We start from the raw sequence: 21065 nt of genomic DNA on the forward strand, positions 1-21065 counted from the left end.
CTGGTGTTTGTGAAAATGTTATCAAAGTTTCTTGTAATTTTTATTATGGAGAGGAGATAATTTTTATGACAAATGCAAATGGCAACTTAAAAAAATGCCCCATCACGATTAGCTCTTACACGCTTGGAACGGAGGTATCTTTTCCTAAACGTGTCAAAGTCGCTGCTGAAAATGGTTTTGACGGAATCGGCTTACGTGCAGAAAACTATGTTGACGCACTAGCTGCCGGATTAACCGACGAAGATATGTTGCGAATTTTAGACGAGCACAACATGAAAGTAACCGAAGTCGAGTACATAACACAGTGGGGCACTGCCCAAGATCGTACGGTGGAACAACAAAAGAAAGAGCAAACCACTTTTCATATGGCGCGATTATTTGGCGTCAAACATATTAACTGTGGCTTGCTTGAAAAACTCCCTGAAGAACAAATCATTGTCGCGCTTGGTGAACTATGTGACCGGGCCGAAGAATTAATTATCGGTTTAGAATTTATGCCATACAGTGGTGTTCCGGACTTACAAACAGCTTGGTGCGTTGCCGAAGCATGTGGCCGCGATAACGCACAGCTAATTTGCGACACATGGCACTGGGCTCGAGCAAACCAAACAGCCGAATCTATCAAAAATGTTCCTGCTGACCGGATTGTATCCATCCAACTATGCGACGTTCACGAAACGCCGTACAAAGAACTGCGCGAAGAATCCCTTCATGATCGTTTAGCTCCTGGAGAAGGATACGGCGATACGGTCGGTTTTGCAAAAATTTTAAAAGAACATGGTGTTCATCCGCGTGTTATGGGAGTTGAAGTTATCTCAGACTCCATGGTAGCAACTGGTTTAGAATATGCGGCAATTAAAGTATATAATGCAACTAAAAAAGTGTTAGACGAAGCATGGCCAGAGATTGCTCCAAAGTAAACCCCTATCTGCTTATGTGAAGATTGTAACGTATCAGAACGATTCCCTGTTGAAAGGAAAGTGTTAGTTTTGAAATTTAATTCGATGTTTTCACCCATTGATATCGGGCCGATGAAAGTGCCTAACCGATTTGTAGTATCACCAATGTGTAACAACTATGCGAATACAGATGGAACTTTATCAGATACTTCCCTTGCTTATTATAAAGAACGGGCGCTTGGTGGTTTTGGACTTATTACGTTTGAAGCGACCGTAGTAGATGTTCGGGCAAAAGGCGGGGCCAATAAAGCTTGCCTTTATAGTGATCATCAAATTGCTAGTTTTAAACGCGTGATTGATGTATGTCACGATGCTGGCGCTAAAATCTCCGTTCAATTGCAGCACGCCGGACCAGAAGGAAATTCCAAAGTATCTGGTTTTCCTTTAAAAGCTGCTTCTGCGATTGCGTCTGCGGCTGGGCGAAATACGCCGGAAGCCATTTCTCGCGAAGAATTATATGAATTAATTGAACTATACGGAGAAGCTGCTTTACGAGCAAAAAAAGCTGGTGCCGATGCAGTTGAAGTTCATTGTGCGCATGGTTATTTAGTAAGTAGTTTCTTATCCGCCCGAACGAACAAACGCGTAGATGAATTTGGTGGTTGTTTTGAAAATAGAATGCGATTGCCGCGACTTATTATCGAAAGTATTCGTAAACGGGTTGGACATTCTATCGCGATTCTCTGCCGGATTAATAGTACAGATGGCGTGGACGGTGGGCTTAGCGTTCAAGATAGCGCGACGGTTGCGGCTTATTTAGAGGATTGTGGTCTGGATGGTCTACATGTTTCTCGTAGCGTCCATATCCGCGATGAATACATGTGGGCGCCTACTGTTTTGCACGCTGGCTTTAGTTCCGATCTTGTAACGCAAATTAAACGTGCTGTTTCTATCCCAGTTATTACGGTTGGTCGTTTCACCGAGCCACATTATGCCGAATTAATGGTTCGTGAAGGGCGTGCTGATTTAGTTGCTTTCGGACGCCAATCTTTAGCGGATCCAGAAACACCAAATAAAGCTGCCGCTGGAAAACTAGATGAACTTCTTCCTTGTATCGCTTGCCTTCAAGGTTGTGTTGCTAACATGTATGCCGGCAAACCAATTACTTGTTTAGTAAATCCGTTACTCGGCCGTGAATCCGAAGCCTACCTACCAAAAACTCCAAGTAAAAAAGTGGTAGTTGTTGGTGGCGGCGTTGGCGGACTTTATGCCGGATGGCTAGCTGGATCCCGTGGTCATGATGTGACAGTATATGAAGCATCTGATATGATTGGCGGCCAAATGCGTTTAGCAGCCTATCCTCCCGGCAAAGGCGATTTAACAAATATGGTTCGTAGCTACATTAAAAAATGCGAGCAATTCGATGTGGAAATTAAAACGAATACACCTGTTACAACCGAACTTATTCAAGAAGTTTCCCCAGATGCTGTTATAATCGCGACTGGCGCAACCCCACTCGTTTTACCAATTCCTGGTATTGAAGATGCTGGCTTAATCCATGCAGTTGACTTACTTGATGGGAAAGAAACTTGTGGCAAAAAGGTACTTGTTGTCGGTGGCGGCATGGTTGGTAGTGAGACCGCTGCATTTTTAGGTGAAGCTGGGCATGACGTAACTGTTGTAGAACTGCGTGATGAAGTCGGCGCAGACGTCATTTCCGAACATCGCAAATTCCTGATGCGCGATTTTGATGAATATAAAATCAAAAGTGTTACTAACGCAAAAGTCACGAGTTTCTTTACAGATGGGGTAACGTATTCCTTAGCTGACGATAAAGAATACCGTATTGACGGTTTTGACTCGGTTGTTCTAGCAATGGGGTCAAGAGCTTATAACCCACTAGAAGAAGCTATCAAGGAAATCGTACCCGAAACCTATGTGATTGGTGATGCCGTTCGCGCACGCCGGGCATTAGACGCAACAAAAGAAGCACTAGACGCTGTATTACAATTATAATTTGCTGTCCTACTCGTTGTTCAAGCAGCGAGTAGGAATTATTCGGAGGTAACAAAAAATGGAAAATAGAATTTCAGGAACGACTAGGCTTCTTGGCTTAATTGGGACACCCATAGACCATTCAAAATCTCCAGTTATGTATAATTACAGTTTTCAAAAAGCAGGTTTGGATTATGCTTACCTTGCCTTTGATACTCCTATTGAAAAAGTTGCTGATGCGATCAGTGCAATCAAAACATTCAACCTTCGTGGTTCAAACGTAACCATGCCTTGTAAAAGTGAAGTTTTAAAATACATGGATGACCTTTCCCCTGCTGCTCGGATGATTGGCGCTGTTAACACTATCGTAAATGAAAACGGGAAACTAACCGGGCATATCACAGACGGCCTTGGTTTTGTTGCAAATTTACGAGACGCTCATGTCGATGTTGCCGGTAAAAAAATGACTATAATCGGTGCTGGTGGCGCGGCTACAGCAATCCAAGTCCAGTGCGCACTTAATGGGGCCAAGGAAATCACCATTTTTAATATTAAAGACGCTTTTTATGAAAAAGCCAAACAAACGATTACTTCGATAAAACAAGAAGTACCACATTGCATCGTACATATTTATGATTTGAACGATACAGAAAAATTACATGCGGAAATTGCAACCAGTGATATCCTTGTCAACGCAACACTCGTTGGTATGCATCCAAATGAACACGAAACACCAATCAATAATACATCTGTTTTTAGAAAAGAACTCATCGTGACAGATATTGTCTATAACCCTAAGAAAACCAAACTATTACTAGACGCAGAAGCTGCTGGTTGTAAAATAGTTGGCGGACTAGGAATGCTTTTGTGGCAAGGCGCCGAAGCATATAAACTGTTTACTGGAGAAGATATGCCAGTTTCAGAAGTAAAGGATCTATATTTTAACTAATAAATTCATCAGGATTTCGAGAGGAGAAAAAAATGAACGCAAAAAGATTTTATCCAACAGCAATAGCACTTTATTTTACTTATTTTATTCACGGTATTGGGGTATCCATTCTTGGCCAATACAAACAAGATTTCGCCGGAGTATGGGGAGCAGACACGCTTTCTGACGGCACATTTGATGTTAGTATGGTTATCGCCGTTATCGCTGCACTTGGCCTAGGACGCTTACTTACATTACCAATTTCCGGACCTTTTTCAGATAAATTTGGGCGTAAACCTTCCGCATTAATCGGTGTTGGTTTATATGCCATTTATTTCATCGGTCTAGCATTTGCACCAAATATGTATATCGCTTACGCTTTCGCTTTTGTCGGAGGAGCTGCGAACTCATTCTTAGACACAGCTGTAACACCATCTGTTTTAGAAATTTTCACAAAAAATGGCGCGATTGCCAACATGTTTACTAAATTCTCCATTTCTATCGGGCAATTCGTATTACCTTTCGCAATCGGTATGGTTGCAGCGGCAAATATGTCATTCCGCACACTATTCATTATTACAATGGCTTTAATCGTTATTGATGGTTTAATTATCGCGTTTATGCCGTTCCCTCCAATGAACAACAATGTTGGCGGCGAAAAAGCAAAACCAGCGAAAATGAAATTCAATGCAACAAGTTGGGCAATTATCGGTATCGGTTTCACCTGTACTTCCACTTTCCAACTATGGTTAAACTGTAACCAAGAACTTGGGAAATTGTACGGTATGGCTGATCCAAGTAAAATTCAATCATTCTACTCACTAGGAACAATGTGCGCGATTTTAATCACTGCTGTTCTCGTGAAGAAATTTATTTTACCAGTACGAATTTTGATTCTTTATCCAGCAATCGCAACATTAATGCTACTAATTATTTACATCGTTCAAACGCCAACTATTTGTCTGATTGGTGGATTTGTTATCGGATACGCTGCTGCTGGTGGGGTTCTTCAACTAGCTGTATCGACTGCCAATGAATTCTTCCCTACGAACAAAGGGAAAATCACTTCGATTGTAATGATTTCTTCCAGCCTAGCAAACTACATCGTTTTAAACGTAGCGAGCTATATTACTAAAGCTGGTGGTATCGAAGGTCCGAAATATGTGTTATTATTCAATGTAGCGATAACTGTTATTGGTATCCTACTAGCAATCTTCGTCAACATGCGTTATAAAAACGAATCTAAAATTGCAACTAAATAATTGATTATTCAACTGAGCATTCACCTGCTCAGTTGAACTTACATATCATTTGTGAAGTAAAGCACAAACTTATGTATTTTATCTATATGTATCTATTAAAAAAGAGGACATTTCTAATAAAAGGACCTCATATTACATAAAGGAGAGCAGACTATGAAAAATAAATATTTATCTACATCACTAGGTCTTTATATGAACTATTTCGTTCATGGTATGGCGTTAATCATCATCGCACAAAATATTGATTTTTTATCTCAAAAATGGCATACAGATTTAGCTGGTGCTGCCGGCGTTGTATCTTCCTTTGGGATTGGTAAATTATTAGCTGTATTTATTTCGGGGAAACTATCCGATAAATTTGGTCGAAAGTTGTCTGTTATTCTCGGTGTGTTTTTCTATATTGTCTTTTTAGGCGGTATTTTGTTAAGTCCAAACACAATTATTGCTTATGCTTTTGGGATTTCCGCTGGGATAGCTAATTCTTTCCTAGACACAGGAACCTATCCCGCACTTATGGAAGCTTATCCAAAAAAAGCTGCTTCTGCCAACATTATTGTAAAAGCTTTCGTACAAACTGGTCAATTCCTTTTACCGTTCATGATTGCTTTCATTTTGGCCAACAACTTGTGGTATGGCTGGAGCTTTATTGTTTTAATCGCTACCTTACTAATTAACTTGCTCTACACCTTAACTCGCACCTTCCCGCCAATGACCGTTGGGAAACCATTAGATTTTGAAGCAGAACTTGCTGAAGAGAAAAAGCAGAAATTTCATTTTAGTGTTGATGAGATTTGTTTGATTTTATTTGGTTTTGTTGCTCAAACGCTACTTTACATTATGAGCCAGTGGATTGCTAAATACGGTTCAGAAGTCATTCATATGACCGATGATGCTTCACGATTACTTGTCAGCTATGCGAGTGTCGGAGCGATTATCTGTGTGTGCGTAACGTTTGTTTTAGGAAACCGCGGCGTGCGAACGTTGTATATTTTAATCACTTACATCACTATGACAATGCTCATCTCCTTCACTTTGTTTGCTTTCCCAAGCGAAATTGTATGTATCGTCGGCGCTTTCTTACTTGGTTATTTCTCTGCTGGAGGAATCATTCAACTAGGGTTAACGCTACTTGCAGAAGTTTCGGCTCGTGGAAAAGGCTTTGTTACGAGTCTTTACACCATTGCTGAAGGGATTGCTGTATTTATTATCCCATTAATCGCCGCAGCTATTTCCCGCGTTGATATCGCCGCTATTTTCTTACTAAATGCTGGGATCGCATTGTTTGGATTAGCGCTCTTACTGGTTGTGTTTACAAGAAAGAAAAAATTTGCACGTGATCATATATAAAAAAAGGTCGAGAATTGGATAATCCAGTTCTCGACCTTTTTTTAATGTTTCCTTAACGTTTTCCATTTGTACATAAGTATCCAAAAAGCTACAACGGATGCAATTAAAATTAATATCATTTTGATTAACAAGCCCACAACTTGCCCGGTCGTAATTAATTTAGCATATTCAAAACTAGCATAATGACCGCTTAAACAAATAGTAATATAAATCGAGCCAATAATTAATATCGGTAAACGGAACTTGTTATTCATTAAGAATCTACCATTGTTTTCTAAGGAAGCAGTTTTCATTGCGTACCAACTAATGATTAACATTACTATCGTTAAAACAATTAAAACGATAAATTCTCCTAGTACCATTCCACCTCTTAATATCGGGGTCGGAAGTGCATTAAACAACATCACCGCACCACCATCGACATCAGCAATTATTTTTCCCGCAAAGTAAGCTTTAAACCCAACGACCAAATTAGTCAGTGCTCCAGGGAACATATATAGAAAGCTAATAACTGATCCGATGGCAATTATACCTGCTGTAATGATTTCACCGACTAAATTCCCAACCGCCATTGCTAACACGTAAGAAAATAAAAATAGCAATGAAAAAGAAACAATATACATAAACGCATCTGGCACACTTGGTAAATATATTTCCGGTATTTGCTGATAAATATACATAAACCTGCCAAGCATAATCAATGGGCCTATCAAGCAAATCAAAATGAGCGGAATAAACATTTTATGCCAAAATATTTGCCTCCTTGAATAAGGTAAGCCAAACGTAAAATAATCCATCTGCTTATTTTTCTCAAAAACGGTTAATTTTAATCCTAAGAATAAAAACACGTAGAAGAAAAGTGCTAAATTTCCTTCAAAATCATATGGCGTTAAACTTAAATCATTTTTTATTTCATTGCCTGTCATTTTTTGACCAGTTGAATTTAATTTTTGAAATTCTTCTGACTGAAAATATTTATAATTATCGTTAAATAAACTCACTGTATTCGTCGCCGTTGTCGCTTCAGAGCCGATAAAAGCGATCAATATAAATATAAAAATCCAAGCATTCTGACGCCATTCTTTCCAGAGAAGTCCTGTACTCATGCTTTCTCGCCTCCTTGTTCTTCTAGATGGTAGATAAACAGGTCTTCCAGCGTAACAGCGAGTTCATCCATGAAAATCGGTTTTTCTTTTTTAATTGCCGCATACAGTTCCGTATTCATATCTCGGAATAAAATAGTATATACACGGCCGTACTTATTAATTATTTTCCCATTTTCTAGTAAAATAGGTGGTATTTTTTTATTTTCAAAAGCGATTTGGATTTTAACGGCTTGCTCTCGAAGTGATTCCAGATGATACGATTCTTCAATATGATTATCTTGCAAAATATGGATATAATCAGCAATCGGATCTAAATCATCTAAACGGTGCGAAGAAATAATAATTCCTAATTTCCGTTTTTCCACTTCTTCTAACAATATGCCCATAATTTTCTTTTGAGCAATCACATCAAGGCCTTCCATTGGTTCATCGAGTAAAATATAATCGGCTCCTATAGAAAGTGCCAAAACAAGGCCAAACAGTCCTTTCATTCCTTTAGAATAATTTTGAAATTTTACATCTGTGGCTAGATTGACTTGCTTCATCAAATCATCAAACTTCGCTCCATCAAATAATGGATATGTTTTTTGATAGAATTTTTTAATCGTTGGAATTTTATAACCATCCCAACAACTTAAATTATCTTGAAGCATAAACATTCTTTGCTTTAACTGCGGATTTTTGCTCAAAGGTTCATCTAGGTATACATCTCCCTCGTCTGGGATATAAAAACCCATTATCGTCCGAAAAAGAGTTGTTTTACCTACGCCGTTCCGTCCAACTATCCCAACAATGTCTCCTGGTTTTACTTCGAATGTTATTTTATCCAATAAGAGTTTTCCATCAATTTTTTTACTAAGCTCATCAACCTTCAACCACGTCACCTCCAATGATGTCTTGACTATATTCATCTGATAATCTATGTATTTCCTCTACATTAATTCCAAGGTAAACTAAATCGAGTATCGTTTCTTTTAACTTTACTTTTGTCTCTGCTAACTTTTTTGGCGAATTAACTTTATCGGTTTGATTCGCTATAAAGGTTCCTTTTCCTTTGACCGTGACGATGACTTCTTGCCGTTCTAATTCTTGGTAAGCTTTACTCACAGTGTTTGGATTCACTCCTATTCTACTAGCAAATTCACGTATCGACAGTATCTTTTCGCCTTCTTTTAATATCCCTTTGACAACTTGTTCTTTAATTATTTGGACGATCTGTTCATAAATCGGTAGTTGACTTTTTGTGTTAATCTTAAACATCTCTCCCCCTGCTTTCATGAACTCTACTATAGAGAACTAATTGTACTAGTTACTATAGTACAGTAGATAAAAAAATAAATCAATTCTCATATTAAAAAGAGAATTGATTTAAGCTTTATTTTTCTAGTGTTAGCAATGCTTCTTTCATCGCTATTCCGCCGCTATAACCAGTTAATTTGCCATTTTTGCCAATAACTCTGTGGCAAGGTATGACTAAAAGTAGTGGGTTTTTGCCAATTGCTGTTCCTACGGCGCGAACAGCTTTAGGACGGTTGATTTGCTCGGCGATTTCTGTGTAGGTTCGCGTTTCTCCATAAGGTATGGCTTGTAATGCGTTAAACACCTCGAGTTGCAAAGGAGTCGCTGCTAAATCAATTGGTACAGTAAATTGCGTACGTTCGCCGTTCAAATAAGCTCGGATTTCTTCTTTATATAGTGTCATCTTTTCTGGGGCAAACTTGGCTGATTGGATTTGTTCTTCTTGTGTTCCAATATAAACTAGCCCTACATCTGTCGCGGCGAAATAAAGCTCTTTTTCTGAAAAGTGGATTGTATCATAGTATAATGTCGCCATTCTCTTCACCTCTTTCTGTCATTAATTATACGCTTAATTAGGTGGATTTCCTATGTACTATCGTTATAAAAGCAAGATTAGAAAAGTTTTCCTCGCAATTTAGTCTGATAACGTTTATGATTAATAAGAAGTTGAGGTGATAACATTGTCGGATTATTACTTAACCAAAAAAAGATGGCAAGCAATTGCAACGAATGACAAGACTGCTGATGGCTCTTTTTTCTACGGAGTTACGTCAACGAAGATTTTTTGCTATCCTTCTTGTAAATCACGATTGCCTAAAAAAGAAAATATTGTCATTTTTCATAGTGCGGAGGAAGCTTTTTCAAATGGATATCGCGCTTGCAAGCGATGCAAATCTGGTGGTAATGCGCTACCTGATACCGAGTGGGTCACTAACATCGAAAGCTATATTAAGGAAAATTTTGCTCGTCCACTTACTTTACAAATAATTGCGGATGATTGCCACGGGAGCCCTTATCATTTACATCGAACGTTTAAGCGGATTACGACGATTACACCTATTACGTATCTTGAGAATGTTCGGATTGACTTTGCAAAACAGCAGCTACTTCATTCCGATCAGTCCATTGAAACTATCGGGAAACTGTCCGGCTTTCCAAATCCCTCCCATTTTTCAACGACTTTTAAAAGACATACTGGTTTGTCGCCAAAGCAATTGCGAGACAAATAATAATAAAAAATTCAAATTAGAACGGATGATACGAATATGACACATGTAACATTACCCATTTTAGAAGATTGGGAAGGCCTTTCACTAACAACTATTTTGCAAGAAAAATTCCATCTAGGAAAAAAAGCACGCCATGAAATTCGCATGTCTCAAGATGTGTTGCTTAACAATAAGCCACTTGAGGATTGGAATACGCCACTTTTTGTTGGTGCGAGTCTTTCTTTGCCAATCATTTTGCACGAAAAAATTCCGGTTTACGCGTATGATTTAGAAATTATTTATGAAGATGATTTTTTACTTGTCGTGAATAAACCTGTTGGTATGAAAACGCACCCGAATGATAGTTACGAAAGAGATACATGCGCGAATGCGGTGCAATATTATTTAGAAAAAACAGGCCAAGAAGCGAATGCCTTAGCTGTACATCGGCTCGATCAAACAACATCTGGACTAGTTCTCTTTGCTAAAAATAAATTAGCGATTGCTGGCCTATCATGGCAAATGGAAAATAGAGCAATTCACCGGACTTATCTTGCAGCTGTTGACGGCACTTGGGGACTTGTGATGCAAACGATTAATAAACCAATTGGTGAAGATCGCCACCACGGTTCTAGACGCCAAATCAGCCCATACGGCCAACCCGCTGTAACCCATGTAAAAGTACTAGAAAATGATAACGAAAAAAACACTTCCCTTGTAGAATGCCAAATCGAAACTGGCCGGACACACCAAATCCGCGTTCATTTAAGTGGTATCGGTCATCCAATCATTGGCGATACGCTTTACGGCGGCTCACCTCGTGCCAATCGCATCATGCTGCATGCCGAGAAATTACATTTAAACCATCCTTTCAAAGGCAAAGAAATGAACTTTTCTGCACCAGCCGGGGATGATTGGATATTTTAAAAAGCCACAACATTACGCTGTGACTTCTGTACAAATTTCTACTTTCATGCCATCTGGATCCTCAAAAAATACGGCATAATGATTTTTACCACCAGCAAAAGGATATCGGTCTTCATATAGAAGCCTGATTCCTTTTGCTTTTAATTTAGCCCGAAACTCATCAATTCGTTCTTTGGTACCACCATGAAAAGCTAAATGATTAAGGCCAACTCGTTTGCGGTGATACCCTTCCACAAGAAACGGTTCCTCGGCTTGTACAAACACTAAATACGTCTCCCCGAACTTATAACTAAAACCTTCATTCCACGTCTGATATAACTCATAAGAAAGCTCTTCTAACAGTTCCGACCAAAACAAACGACTTTTTTCTAAGTCAGCAACATAAAGTTCCACGTGATGTAACATTTTACGCCTCCCCGATATGTTTAAGTGCTTCTCTTCGGCTTAACGGCGCAAGTGGATGGCTATTTACAAACTGACGAACAGCCTCACTATCCACTTTCGCATATTGTCTAAGCGCCCAACCAATTGCTTTTTGAATAAAAAACTCTTTGGAACCAAGCCATTTTTCGCAGTTGGAAAATAACAATTCCACATCGGTTTGCTCTTTATATTTTAATTGAAATAAAATCGCTGTTCGCGCGAGCCAAATATTATCTCCGTTGATCCACGCTTCATTATAAGTGGGAATCAGTTCTGGATATAGTTTGAAATGATTGCTTACAACCGTTCCCGCCAAGCCATCTACCGTGTCCCACCAAGATTTCGTCACAATTAATTTTTCATAGACTTCTATCGCTTCACTCGGTTGCTTTTTACCATAACGGCTCAATAAATCAATCGCCACATATTGAAATTCGCGCTCCTCTTCCGCAAATAAGGTAGCGGCAAGTCCAAGCAAATCCACCGGCGTCCCATTTTCTTTCAAAAATGTCGCTACTAATTTTTTCCGTTCGCCGGCTCTAATCCCTAGAAAAGTAAATTGATTTTTCATGTAAGCTTCCATCGGGATCGCATCTTGAGGTGAACCGTTAGCGCGAAATAACGTTTGAATATCTATCATTCTGTTCTCCCGCCTGTTAAATAAGCACGTTCTCGTTCAATGCTACTTAAAAAGTATTCTAAATCATCCGGATCCGGCCCAACACGTTTGCCAGTTTCCAGGCGATCAATTTTCTCCATATCGCTTGCATCCAATTGAAAATACGACAAGCGCGAATTTTCTTCAATTCGACTAGAAGTAATCGACTTCGGAAAAATAATCGTATTGCGGTTCAAATGCCATTGTAGAATCACTTGGTCCACAGAAGCTTGATGTTTTTTCGCAATTTCCGTAATCACCGGATTTTGCATTAAAATCCCCTTAGCAAGTGGCGACCAAGCAGCATGCGCGATATTTTGTTCCGCCAAATATTTCCGAAGATCATTTTGCGGTAAAAGTGGATGCGTTTCCACTTGATTTAACACTGGTTTTTCATTTGCAGCGACCAATAAATCACTTAAATGATGTTGCTTGAAATTCGCAACCCCAATCGATTTAATCAATTTTTCATCATGCAGCCGTTCCATCGCCCGCCAAGAATCACGGTATTTCCCCGCAACTGGCCAGTGAATCAAATATAAATCCAAATAATCCAGTTTCAAATTACCCAGCGTCCGCTCAAACGCAAATAACGTCTCATCGTAGCCAAGGTCGCCGTTCCACACTTTCGAGCTAATAAATAATTCTTCGCGCGAAACCGCACTATCCGCAATCGCTTGTCCAACAATTGCCTCATTATTATAAACTGCCGCCGTATCAAATAACCGATAACCAACTTCAATGGCCTTCTCCACAGCACCAGCGATAAATTCCTGTTCTTTTACTTGAAACACACCAAGTCCAATATAAGGAATTGTCTCATTCCCCGGCAGTATCATTCTGTCTTGTAAAGTTTTTGTCAAAACGAAACCCTCCTCACGAAAACTGTTTTGTGAACTTTTTCTCTTAAATGAATTATACACTATTTTCGCAAATTTATATTTTAAAACCAGTATACCGAAATGCGCCTTACTCTCCTAATAAAAAGCCACAAAAAATCTACTTTTTTTATTCATTTAGTGAAATACCTAAAAACAGCCATTGGAAACGCTATCAGAACGTTTATTTGCAGAACCATCAAAAAAAAGTTTCCTATTTATTCCCATCCTATGTTAGTATTAATTTGTGGTAAAGATCTATCAAGTTTTTTATTAATTTTTGTTAACTTATCGTTAAGAAAAAAGCTCCCTTTTCAAAGTAAAAGCGAGCTGATTATTAATGACCAAAAATGATCGGGGGAATTAAGAAAATGGCTTTTAAAAATAAAAAAGACCGTTTTGCTTCGTTGTTGCATGACATTGCAGTAAATTTACATGAAGGTGCAAATTTCTTTGCAACTTACAACATTAATTCGGTGGAGGATCTACATACTTTCTCGAATAAAATCAAAGAATATGAAACAGCTGGGGACTCCATGGTTCACAAAATGATTATGGAATTAAACGACGCTTTCATTACACCAATCGAACGTGAGGATATGTTAGAACTAACTAACCGCCTAGACGACGTGATGGATGCACTTGATGAAACAGCTTTCTCACTAGAAATCTGCCAAATCACTCATTATGATGAATACATGACTAAATTTATCCAAGCTATTCAAGCAAGCACTGTTGAAATTGAAAAAGCAGTTGATCTTGTTTTTGATAAAAAACTTAAAGATGTTCGTAAACTTGCGATTCAAATTAAAGATTACGAATCTCAATGTGATGATGTTTACCGCGAATCACTAATCCAACTTTTCCAAAACGAAAAAGATCCAATTAAACTTATTCGTCTAAGAGAAGTTTATGAAAAATTAGAAGACATTGCTGATAGTTGTCAAAGCGTTGCTAATACGCTTGAATCAATTGTCATGAAAAATGCGTAAGGGGCCTAGATAGATGGAAGGAATGTTTCTCATCACCCTCGTCATCGTACTTGCCGCGCTAGCATTTGACCTAATTAACGGGTTTCATGATACAGCTAACGCCATTGCGACTAGTGTCTCTACAAAAGCCTTAAAACCACGACATGCGATTATTCTCGCTGCCGTAATGAACTTTGTGGGTGCTATTTCATTCACAGGGGTTGCTAAAACAATTACAAAAGACATTGTTAACCCATTCGCCTTAGATCACGGGGAACTTGTTATTTTAGCAGCATTACTTTCAGCTATTGCATGGAATTTAATCACTTGGTATTTCGGAATTCCTAGTAGTTCCTCTCATGCCTTGATTGGTTCCATCGCCGGTGCAGCAATTGCATCAGCCGGATTTGCAGCAATTGAATACAGCGGATTTACTAAAATCATTGTTGGTTTATTAGTATCTCCTGTACTTGCTTTCGTAGTCGGTTACACGATATATTCACTCTTCAAGATTTTCTTGAAGAACTTAAACTTAGCCACGACCAATCGGCGCTTCCGGATGATTCAAGTCGGAACTGCTGCGCTACAATCTTACACACACGGAACAAATGATGCACAAAAATCAATGGGGATTATCACAATGGCATTAATTGCTAGTGGTTTCCAAACAACCGATGATGTGCAATTATGGGTTCAAGTATCCTGTGCGATTGCTATGGCGATTGGTACAAGTATTGGTGGTTGGAAAATCATCAAAACTGTCGGCGGTAAAATCATGAAAATCAAACCAGTTAATGGTGTAGCGGCTGATTTAAGTTCCGTTATCATTATTTTCGGTGCCACTTTCATTCATTTACCAGTTAGTACAACGCACGTAATCAGCTCTTCTATCCTTGGTGTTGGAACAGCTCACCGTGTGAAAGGTGTCAAATGGGATACTGCACAACGCATGATTATCACATGGGTTATCACACTTCCTATTTCTGCAACCATTGCAGCACTTATCTTCTATGTACTAAGATTCATTCTTTAATAAACTTTAGAGCCTTGCTTATGCGAGGCTCTTTTTATACATTTTTTTGAATAAAACTAATAATTATACGTAAAAACAAGATTATTTTAAAAACATATTGCATATTTACTCATTTTGATGTATTATAATAAACATCGATAATAACGAAACATTTATTATACATTACTCAAATACCAAAGGGAGTTGTACTTATGCAGAAGCATTTATTACAAAAGTTCGCAGCAATTTTACTTGTTTTTATAGTTGTATTTTCTGGCTTCACTACTGTGTTCGCCGCTGATACTAAGGATGAAACCTTAACTAAAATTCAAGAAAAAGGTGTATTAACAGTCGGACTTTCCGCTGACTATCCACCGTATGAATTTCATCAAACAATCGACGGTAAAGATAAAGTCGTTGGTTTTGATGTAAGCATTGCCGAAAAAATTGCCAAAGATTTAGATGTTAAATTAGATATTAAAGAAATGAACTTCGATAGCTTGCTTGGCTCATTAAAAACCGGCAAGATTGATATGATTATTTCTGGGATGTCACCAACACCAGAACGCCAAAAAGAAGTAGATTTTTCTGATCCATATATGTTCGTCCAACAACGTGTTGTGGTTAGAAAAACGGACAAAGATAAATTTACAAGCGTGAATGATTTTAGCGGTGTTAAAGTTGGTGCCCAAAAACAAACTACTCAAGAAGAATTAGCACAAAATGAACTTGTTGGTTCAGATGTTGTTTCCCTTCAAAAAGTACCCGACCTCATTCTTAACCTAAAAAGCAACAAAGTCGATGCCGTTGTGCTAGAAGGCCCTGTTGCCGAAGCTTATATTAGCCAAGATAAAACACTAGCAATGGCCGACATTAAATTCGTGAACGGTAGTAAAGAAACAGCCATCGCAATGCCAAAAGGCTCCACTGATTTACAAGCAAAAGTTAACGCATCAATTAAAGATATTCAAGATACAGGCTTATTGAAAAAATATCAAAAAGAAGCCAATAAACTAATGTTCCAAGATGGTAGCTTCTATGAAAAATATGGTAACTACTTTATCACCGGTACATTAATCACGATTGCTCTAGCCGCTATCGGCGTATTATGTGGTGCGGTTCTTGGTTCATTACTAGCCTTAATGAAACTAGCAAAAACAAGATGGTTACGCTGGCCAGCAGCATGTTATATTGAATTTGTTCGTGGTACGCCACTTCTTATTCAAATTTTCATCGTCTTTTTCGGAACGCAAATCATCGGAATGGACGTATCAGCCTTCGTTTCAGGTTGTATCGCCCTATCCTTAAACAGCGCGGCTTATGTTGCTGAAATTATCCGTGCAGGTATTTCCGCTGTCAATAAAGGCCAAATGGAAGCAGCTCGTTCTCTTGGTATGACGCAAAGTGCAAGCATGCGTTACATCATTTTACCGCAAGCTGTGAAAAACATTCTTCCTGCACTTGGGAATGAATTCGTTACTGTTATTAAAGAATCTTCCATCGTATCCGTAATCGGTGTAACAGAGCTAATGTTTATGACTGGCGTAGTCCAAGGCGCAAGCTTCAAGCCATTTATCCCGCTAATCATTACATCGTTAATTTACTTTGTACTAACATTTAGCCTATCAAGACTACTAGGTGTTGCTGAAAGGAGAATGAGAACAAGTGATTGATATTAAAAACCTACACAAACATTTCGGTAAATTAGAAGTCTTAAAAGGTATTGACCTTGAAATCGCATCTGGAGAAGTGGTCGTAGTTATCGGCCCTTCCGGAAGCGGAAAAAGTACTTTCTTACGTTGCCTAAACTTATTAGAACAACCAACATCTGGCACGATTCTGTTCGAAAACAAAGACCTGATGGATAAACAAACCAACGTCAACGAACTTCGTCAAAAAATGGGCATGGTTTTCCAAAACTTCAACTTATTCCCACATAAAAACGTGCTCGAAAACCTAATGTTAGCCCCAATGAAAGTAAAAAACGAAAACACTGCAGCTGCCAAAAAGCATGCCCTATCTTTACTTGAAAAAGTCGGCTTAGCTAATAAAGCAACTAGCTACCCTTCGCAACTTTCTGGCGGACAACAACAACGTGTCGCTATCGCCCGGGCGCTCGCAATGAATCCAGACGTAATGCTCTTCGATGAACCAACTTCCGCACTCGATCCAGAAATGGTCGGCGAAGTGTTAAGCGTTATGAAGTCACTGGCTAAAGAAGGCATGACCATGGTTGTCGTAACCCACGAAATGGGCTTTGCACGGGAAGTTGCCGACCGCGTTGTCTTCATGGACGAAGGCGTAATTCAAGAACAAGGCACTCCAGAAGAAGTGTTCGGAAACCCACAAAACGATCGGACAAAAGACTTTTTAGGAAAAGTTTTAGCATAAACTTAGATTACGTCTCGCCTATTATCGGTGAGGCGTTTATCTGCACTTATAGAAAAAAGGAGCTAATTAAACATGATGAATAACTCAAAAATTGCTAAAAGACATCAACAAATGCCCGTTAACATTCTTGCTGATATTGGTACACTCGCGAAAACAATGCCTGATATTCTTGATTTATCTATCGGCGATCCCGATTTAATTACAGATCAATCAATTATTAATGCTGCATTTGAAGATGTGAAAGCTGGCCATACAAAATATACAGAATCTGGTGGAGATGTAGAGCTGATTGACGCCATTCGAGGTTATTTCAGCCGCAACTACGACCTTTCCTTTGAGCGCAACCAAATCCGTGCCACAGTTGGCGCACTTCATGGCATGTATTTAACTTTACAAACCATTCTTGATGACGGCGATGAAGTCATTATTCACGAACCTTACTTCTCCCCTTACAAAGATCAAGTGTTAAACTCTGGTGGTACGCCAATTATCATTCCTACTTACGAAAAAGATGACTTCGCGATTAATGTCGATATTTTAGAAGCTGCCATCACTAATAAAACGAAAGCTCTAATTTTAAATTCACCTAACAATCCAACTGGCGCTGTTTTTTCACCAGAAACATTTGAAAAAATCGCTAACCTTGCTAAAAAATATGACTTCTTTATTTTGTCCGATGAAGTGTATGATGGTTTTAGTTTTTATGAAGACTTCGTACCAATGGCCAAATTCGCGCCAGACCATACGATTACGTTCGGTAGCATGTCTAAAAATTTCGCGATGACCGGCTGGCGTCTAGGTTATATGGTTGCCCCTGCTTATTTAAATGAAGCCGCAAAAATTATAAACGAAGGAATTACTTATTCAGCACCATCACCGTCCCAGCGAGCTGCTATATACGCGTTGAATCATTCTGAGACACTCATTCCTTTAGTAACAGAAACCTTCCAAAAACGCCTAGAATACATCGCAAAACGGGTGGAAGAAATCCCATATCTTTCTTTACATCCACTTAAAGGCTCGATTTACGCCTTTATTAATATTTCTAAAACTGGTATGGACTCCGTTTCCTTCACAGAGTATGTTTTAAAAGAAACTCAAGTCCTTGTTATTCCCGGGCTAGCTTTCGGTGAGTCTGGTGATAGTTATGTTCGCCTAGCCGCTACGCAAGACATCAGCGTACTCGAAGAAGCATTTAACCGCCTAGCCAAATTAACCTTTTAATCAAAAGAGCAAACTCGCTTCATTAGCAAGTTTGCTCTTTTTTATTTTAATTTAATTTCTGCAAACGAAGAAACAACCGTCGCTTCTTTTGGAAAAGTGATATTTTTTGTTGCTTCATTTGGTACGATATACACTTTTAATCCAGCCTGCATTGCTGACAGCGCACCATTTTTCGAGTCTTCTATCGCAATTGCTTCTTCCGGCTTCACACCAAGAGCTTCCACCGCTTGCAAATAAAGTGCCGGATGTGGCTTGATTTCATCCACATGATCCGCAGTTTGAATCGTCTCAAAGTCCGCTAGAATCCCAAGTCGTTCCAGCGTATGTTTAATCCAAGCATAACCCGAACTTGTAGCAAGGCCAATTTTATAATCATTCGCTTTTACTTGTTCAAAAAAATCTTTAAAGCCATCACGAAAGCCAAGTGATTGTTGGCCAAGATGACAAGCATCCGCCACGGTAGTTAAAAAAGCTTCTTTATCAAAAGCCCCGTTCGTTGCTTCCATCATATAGCTAATAATTGGTTCTTCACTTGTACCGATAATTTGCTGATAAATTTCATCTGGTAAATCAATATCGTACGTGTCTTTCAAGTAGTTCATTGTCTCCGTATACCATAAATTCTCCGTATCAAGCATGGTGCCATCAAAATCAAAAACAACCGCCTTCACATGCATCCTCCTAGTATAAATGATACTTTCATTGTAACATAGATAAACTATTTAAGAAATCTTCGAAAAAGGGTTGCTTTTTTAGTAAAAAACGAATAATATTGAAGTTGTGGTTTTTAATGTTCGTTATTTACCATTAAGCATGATTTTAAAAAAGGAGTGAAACACACGCATGTTTCAATTAAAAGCAAACGGTACAGATGTTAAAACGGAAGTCATCTCTGGTTTTACTACATTCCTAACGATGGTATATATCGTAGTAGTTAACCCAGCTATTCTCTCCGCAGCAGGTGTTCCATTCAATACTGTCTTTATGGCAACAATCATTTCAGCAGTAATCGGTACATTATGGATGGCGATTTTCGCTAACTATCCAATCGCGATTGCGCCAGGACTTGGTATGAACGCTTACTTCGTCACAGTAGTTACAACACAAAAACTAGATTATTCGGTCGCATTCGCTGCGGTCTTTGTAGCAGGTATTATTTTCTTATTACTATCTTTAACACCGCTTCGTGAAAAAATCATTGAAGCCATTCCACATAATTTAAAAGCCGGGATTACAGCTGGTATTGGTTTATTTATCGCTTTCCTAGGTTTTCGTATGACAGGCATTATCGTTTCAAACGACTCAAACTTAGTCGGTTTAGGTGATTTACATTCTAAAGAAGCTATTTTAGCTATTGTTGGTCTTTTAATCACTTTAATCTTACTTGCTTTGAACGTTAAAGGTGCTTTATTTATTGGGATGATTGCAACTGGTATTATCGCATTTATCACTGGTGAGCTTAAATTTACAGATGGTATTGTTAAACTTCCGCCAATGCCAGAATTCGTTTTCACTAATCCACTTAACGCTTTTGGTGACGTGATGAGTTACGGGCTTTACGCCGTCGTCTTGTCCTTCTTGCTCATAACGATTTTTGATACAACTGGAACAATGATCGGTGTTGCTAAAAAAGCCGGCCTAATGAAAGGCGAATCATTACCAAACGCTAAACAAGCACTTATGGCTGATGCCGTTGCAACAAGTGTTGGTTCGATGTTCGGTACAACACCAACAAGTGCTTATATCGAATCATCTGCTGGTGTTGCAACTGGTGGCCGTACTGGTCTAACAACACTGACAGTAGCAATTTTATTCATGATTTCCGCATTCTTTGCTCCACTTGTTGGTGCTGTATCCGGAATTTCCGCTATCACTGCACCAGCTCTTATCATTGTTGGTAGCATGATGATTGGCGCTGTTAAAGAAATCGACTGGGATACACTAGACGAAGCATTCCCTGCTTTCTTAGTTATTCTAGCTATGCCACTTACTTCAAGTATCGCAATCGGTCTAGCATTCGGTTTCATTTCTTATCCAGTACTAAAAGTATTCACTGGTAAATGGCGTGAACTTAACTGGTTCCTAATCGTCATCGCCGTATTATTCTTCATTCTCGTGGCATTTTTACCACATTAATAACGAACTAGCGCCCGCCGAACTCGGTAGGCGCTTTTTTATTGGACAAAAACCCAGTCTTTTGCTATAAAGAAGAGAGAAACTAATTAGAAATGAGTTGAACTTGTTGTGTTTTTAAAATCACTGCTCGCCGGTGTCGCACTTGCTGTTGCTGTTTTTCTAGCAAGCTTTTTGATACCTGACTACACTGTATCCACTTTATATTCCATCGTTACGACTATTATTGTTTTTGCATCCATTATTCTATCCGCATTCGTTTCCTTTGGCGGCCGTAGTGGAAACCCTAGCCGAAAAAGCCAATTACGCTGGAGTATCCTGCTTTTAGTTGCAGCAATTCCTAGTTTCATCGGCTTTATCGTTACTTTTTACTTTTAAACTAAAAAGAAGCATCCTCAATTTGA

General features: G+C 38.9%; 22 protein-coding genes. 14 read left to right on the plus strand and 8 right to left on the minus strand.

What is annotated here, in order from left to right:
- Positions 1-65: 65 nt before the first annotated feature.
- From HCJ55_RS02260 to HCJ55_RS02280, 5 genes are all read left to right on the plus strand, one after another.
- A complete protein-coding gene (locus tag HCJ55_RS02260; RefSeq protein ID WP_185504099.1) occupies positions 66-920 on the plus strand; it encodes a sugar phosphate isomerase/epimerase family protein in 855 nt (284 codons plus the stop codon).
- A 69-nt stretch (positions 921-989) separates the two neighbouring features.
- Positions 990-2915, plus strand: coding sequence for an oxidoreductase (locus tag HCJ55_RS02265; RefSeq protein ID WP_185501855.1), 1926 nt, complete (start codon positions 990-992; stop codon positions 2913-2915).
- A 58-nt stretch (positions 2916-2973) separates the two neighbouring features.
- Positions 2974-3843: a shikimate dehydrogenase gene (gene aroE, locus HCJ55_RS02270; protein ID WP_185516847.1), complete on the plus strand. Its 870-nt coding sequence runs from the start codon at positions 2974-2976 to the stop codon at positions 3841-3843.
- A 32-nt stretch (positions 3844-3875) separates the two neighbouring features.
- Complete coding sequence (locus HCJ55_RS02275; RefSeq protein ID WP_185501853.1) at positions 3876-5084, plus strand: MFS transporter; 1209 nt, start codon at positions 3876-3878, stop codon at positions 5082-5084.
- A 153-nt stretch (positions 5085-5237) separates the two neighbouring features.
- Entirely contained in the window at positions 5238-6431 is a 1194-nt protein-coding gene (locus HCJ55_RS02280) for an MFS transporter (protein ID WP_185516849.1), read from the plus strand.
- Between the two features lie 41 nt (positions 6432-6472).
- On the opposite strand, the gene HCJ55_RS02285 is transcribed toward HCJ55_RS02280, so the two are convergent.
- From HCJ55_RS02285 to HCJ55_RS02300, 4 genes are all read right to left on the minus strand, one after another.
- Positions 6473-7537, minus strand: a complete 1065-nt coding sequence (locus HCJ55_RS02285) for a membrane protein, putative (protein ID WP_008948551.1) — start codon at positions 7535-7537, stop codon at positions 6473-6475.
- Positions 7534-8412, minus strand: coding sequence for an ATP-binding cassette domain-containing protein (locus HCJ55_RS02290; RefSeq protein WP_185516851.1), 879 nt, complete (start codon positions 8410-8412; stop codon positions 7534-7536). Before HCJ55_RS02290 ends, HCJ55_RS02285 begins: the two co-directional genes overlap by 4 nt.
- Positions 8402-8797, minus strand: a complete 396-nt coding sequence (locus HCJ55_RS02295; protein WP_008948553.1) for a GntR family transcriptional regulator — start codon at positions 8795-8797, stop codon at positions 8402-8404. Before HCJ55_RS02295 ends, HCJ55_RS02290 begins: the two co-directional genes overlap by 11 nt.
- 115 nt (positions 8798-8912) lie before the next feature.
- Positions 8913-9371, minus strand: coding sequence for a methylated-DNA--[protein]-cysteine S-methyltransferase (locus tag HCJ55_RS02300; RefSeq protein WP_008948554.1), 459 nt, complete (start codon positions 9369-9371; stop codon positions 8913-8915).
- 145 nt (positions 9372-9516) lie between these two features.
- Between HCJ55_RS02300 and HCJ55_RS02305 the strand changes: the two genes are divergently transcribed.
- Together HCJ55_RS02305 and HCJ55_RS02310 are read left to right on the plus strand one after the other, a co-directional pair.
- Positions 9517-10065, plus strand: coding sequence for a bifunctional transcriptional activator/DNA repair enzyme AdaA (locus tag HCJ55_RS02305; RefSeq protein ID WP_185516854.1), 549 nt, complete (start codon positions 9517-9519; stop codon positions 10063-10065).
- Positions 10066-10101: 36 nt separating this feature from the next.
- The gene (locus HCJ55_RS02310; protein ID WP_185516856.1) at positions 10102-10971 is read left to right on the plus strand and encodes an RluA family pseudouridine synthase; all 870 of its coding nucleotides are present in this window, start codon (positions 10102-10104) and stop codon (positions 10969-10971) included.
- Between the two features lie 12 nt (positions 10972-10983).
- Here HCJ55_RS02310 and HCJ55_RS02315 read toward each other — a convergent pair whose 3' ends face one another.
- From HCJ55_RS02315 to HCJ55_RS02325, 3 genes are read right to left on the minus strand one after another with little or no spacing between them, the layout of a single operon-like run.
- Complete coding sequence (locus HCJ55_RS02315) at positions 10984-11376, minus strand: VOC family protein (protein ID WP_185516858.1); 393 nt, start codon at positions 11374-11376, stop codon at positions 10984-10986.
- A 1-nt stretch (position 11377) separates the two neighbouring features.
- Positions 11378-12034 carry a DNA alkylation repair protein gene (locus tag HCJ55_RS02320; RefSeq protein WP_185516860.1) on the minus strand — a complete coding sequence of 219 codons (657 nt, stop codon included), beginning with the start codon at positions 12032-12034 and terminating at the stop codon, positions 11378-11380.
- Positions 12031-12915, minus strand: a complete 885-nt coding sequence (locus tag HCJ55_RS02325) for an aldo/keto reductase (RefSeq protein WP_008948559.1) — start codon at positions 12913-12915, stop codon at positions 12031-12033. Before HCJ55_RS02325 ends, HCJ55_RS02320 begins: the two co-directional genes overlap by 4 nt.
- Positions 12916-13301: 386 nt before the next feature.
- On the opposite strand from HCJ55_RS02325, the gene HCJ55_RS02330 reads away from it, so the two are divergent.
- The 5 genes from HCJ55_RS02330 (at position 13302) to HCJ55_RS02350 (ending at position 18528) form a co-directional block, all read left to right on the plus strand.
- Positions 13302-13922: a DUF47 domain-containing protein gene (locus HCJ55_RS02330; RefSeq protein WP_003723380.1), complete on the plus strand. Its 621-nt coding sequence runs from the start codon at positions 13302-13304 to the stop codon at positions 13920-13922.
- A gap of 13 nt (positions 13923-13935) precedes the next feature.
- Positions 13936-14934, plus strand: a complete 999-nt coding sequence (locus HCJ55_RS02335) for an inorganic phosphate transporter (protein WP_008948561.1) — start codon at positions 13936-13938, stop codon at positions 14932-14934.
- A 191-nt stretch (positions 14935-15125) separates the two neighbouring features.
- The gene (locus tag HCJ55_RS02340) at positions 15126-16586 is read left to right on the plus strand and encodes an ABC transporter substrate-binding protein/permease (protein ID WP_185516862.1); all 1461 of its coding nucleotides are present in this window, start codon (positions 15126-15128) and stop codon (positions 16584-16586) included.
- Positions 16579-17304: an amino acid ABC transporter ATP-binding protein gene (locus tag HCJ55_RS02345; RefSeq protein WP_008948563.1), complete on the plus strand. Its 726-nt coding sequence runs from the start codon at positions 16579-16581 to the stop codon at positions 17302-17304. The genes HCJ55_RS02340 and HCJ55_RS02345 overlap by 8 nt, the downstream gene beginning before the upstream one ends.
- Before the next feature lie 75 nt (positions 17305-17379).
- Positions 17380-18528 (plus strand): pyridoxal phosphate-dependent aminotransferase, encoded by a 1149-nt coding sequence (locus HCJ55_RS02350; protein WP_185516928.1) that lies wholly within the window; start codon positions 17380-17382, stop codon positions 18526-18528.
- Positions 18529-18569: 41 nt separating this feature from the next.
- Here HCJ55_RS02350 and HCJ55_RS02355 read toward each other — a convergent pair whose 3' ends face one another.
- Positions 18570-19199 (minus strand): HAD family hydrolase, encoded by a 630-nt coding sequence (locus HCJ55_RS02355; RefSeq protein ID WP_185516864.1) that lies wholly within the window; start codon positions 19197-19199, stop codon positions 18570-18572.
- Positions 19200-19371: 172 nt separating this feature from the next.
- On the opposite strand from HCJ55_RS02355, the gene HCJ55_RS02360 reads away from it, so the two are divergent.
- The gene (locus HCJ55_RS02360) at positions 19372-20664 is read left to right on the plus strand and encodes an NCS2 family permease (protein WP_185516866.1); all 1293 of its coding nucleotides are present in this window, start codon (positions 19372-19374) and stop codon (positions 20662-20664) included.
- A 108-nt stretch (positions 20665-20772) separates the two neighbouring features.
- Positions 20773-21039 (plus strand): hypothetical protein, encoded by a 267-nt coding sequence (locus HCJ55_RS02365; RefSeq protein ID WP_008948567.1) that lies wholly within the window; start codon positions 20773-20775, stop codon positions 21037-21039.
- Positions 21040-21065 lie beyond the last annotated feature (26 nt).

Origin of the sequence: Listeria marthii (genome assembly GCF_014227425.1) — a bacterium.
Classification (GTDB): Bacteria; Bacillota; Bacilli; order Lactobacillales; family Listeriaceae; genus Listeria; species Listeria marthii.

What these genes read in the sequence shown, in the direction of transcription:
- HCJ55_RS02260 (WP_185504099.1), top strand. Translation starts at nt 66, where the DNA reads ATGACAAATGCAAATGGCAACTTAAAAAAATGCCCCATCACGATTAGC.
- aroE (WP_185516847.1), top strand. Translation starts at nt 2,974, where the DNA reads ATGGAAAATAGAATTTCAGGAACGACTAGGCTTCTTGGCTTAATTGGG.
- HCJ55_RS02275 (WP_185501853.1), top strand. Translation starts at nt 3,876, where the DNA reads ATGAACGCAAAAAGATTTTATCCAACAGCAATAGCACTTTATTTTACT.
- HCJ55_RS02280 (WP_185516849.1), top strand. Translation starts at nt 5,238, where the DNA reads ATGAAAAATAAATATTTATCTACATCACTAGGTCTTTATATGAACTAT.
- HCJ55_RS02285 (WP_008948551.1), bottom strand. Translation starts at nt 7,537, where the DNA reads ATGAGTACAGGACTTCTCTGGAAAGAATGGCGTCAGAATGCTTGGATT.
- HCJ55_RS02295 (WP_008948553.1), bottom strand. Translation starts at nt 8,797, where the DNA reads ATGTTTAAGATTAACACAAAAAGTCAACTACCGATTTATGAACAGATC.
- HCJ55_RS02300 (WP_008948554.1), bottom strand. Translation starts at nt 9,371, where the DNA reads ATGGCGACATTATACTATGATACAATCCACTTTTCAGAAAAAGAGCTT.
- HCJ55_RS02310 (WP_185516856.1), top strand. Translation starts at nt 10,102, where the DNA reads ATGACACATGTAACATTACCCATTTTAGAAGATTGGGAAGGCCTTTCA.
- HCJ55_RS02315 (WP_185516858.1), bottom strand. Translation starts at nt 11,376, where the DNA reads ATGTTACATCACGTGGAACTTTATGTTGCTGACTTAGAAAAAAGTCGT.
- HCJ55_RS02320 (WP_185516860.1), bottom strand. Translation starts at nt 12,034, where the DNA reads ATGATAGATATTCAAACGTTATTTCGCGCTAACGGTTCACCTCAAGAT.
- HCJ55_RS02330 (WP_003723380.1), top strand. Translation starts at nt 13,302, where the DNA reads ATGGCTTTTAAAAATAAAAAAGACCGTTTTGCTTCGTTGTTGCATGAC.
- HCJ55_RS02335 (WP_008948561.1), top strand. Translation starts at nt 13,936, where the DNA reads ATGGAAGGAATGTTTCTCATCACCCTCGTCATCGTACTTGCCGCGCTA.
- HCJ55_RS02340 (WP_185516862.1), top strand. Translation starts at nt 15,126, where the DNA reads ATGCAGAAGCATTTATTACAAAAGTTCGCAGCAATTTTACTTGTTTTT.
- HCJ55_RS02350 (WP_185516928.1), top strand. Translation starts at nt 17,380, where the DNA reads ATGAATAACTCAAAAATTGCTAAAAGACATCAACAAATGCCCGTTAAC.
- HCJ55_RS02360 (WP_185516866.1), top strand. Translation starts at nt 19,372, where the DNA reads ATGTTTCAATTAAAAGCAAACGGTACAGATGTTAAAACGGAAGTCATC.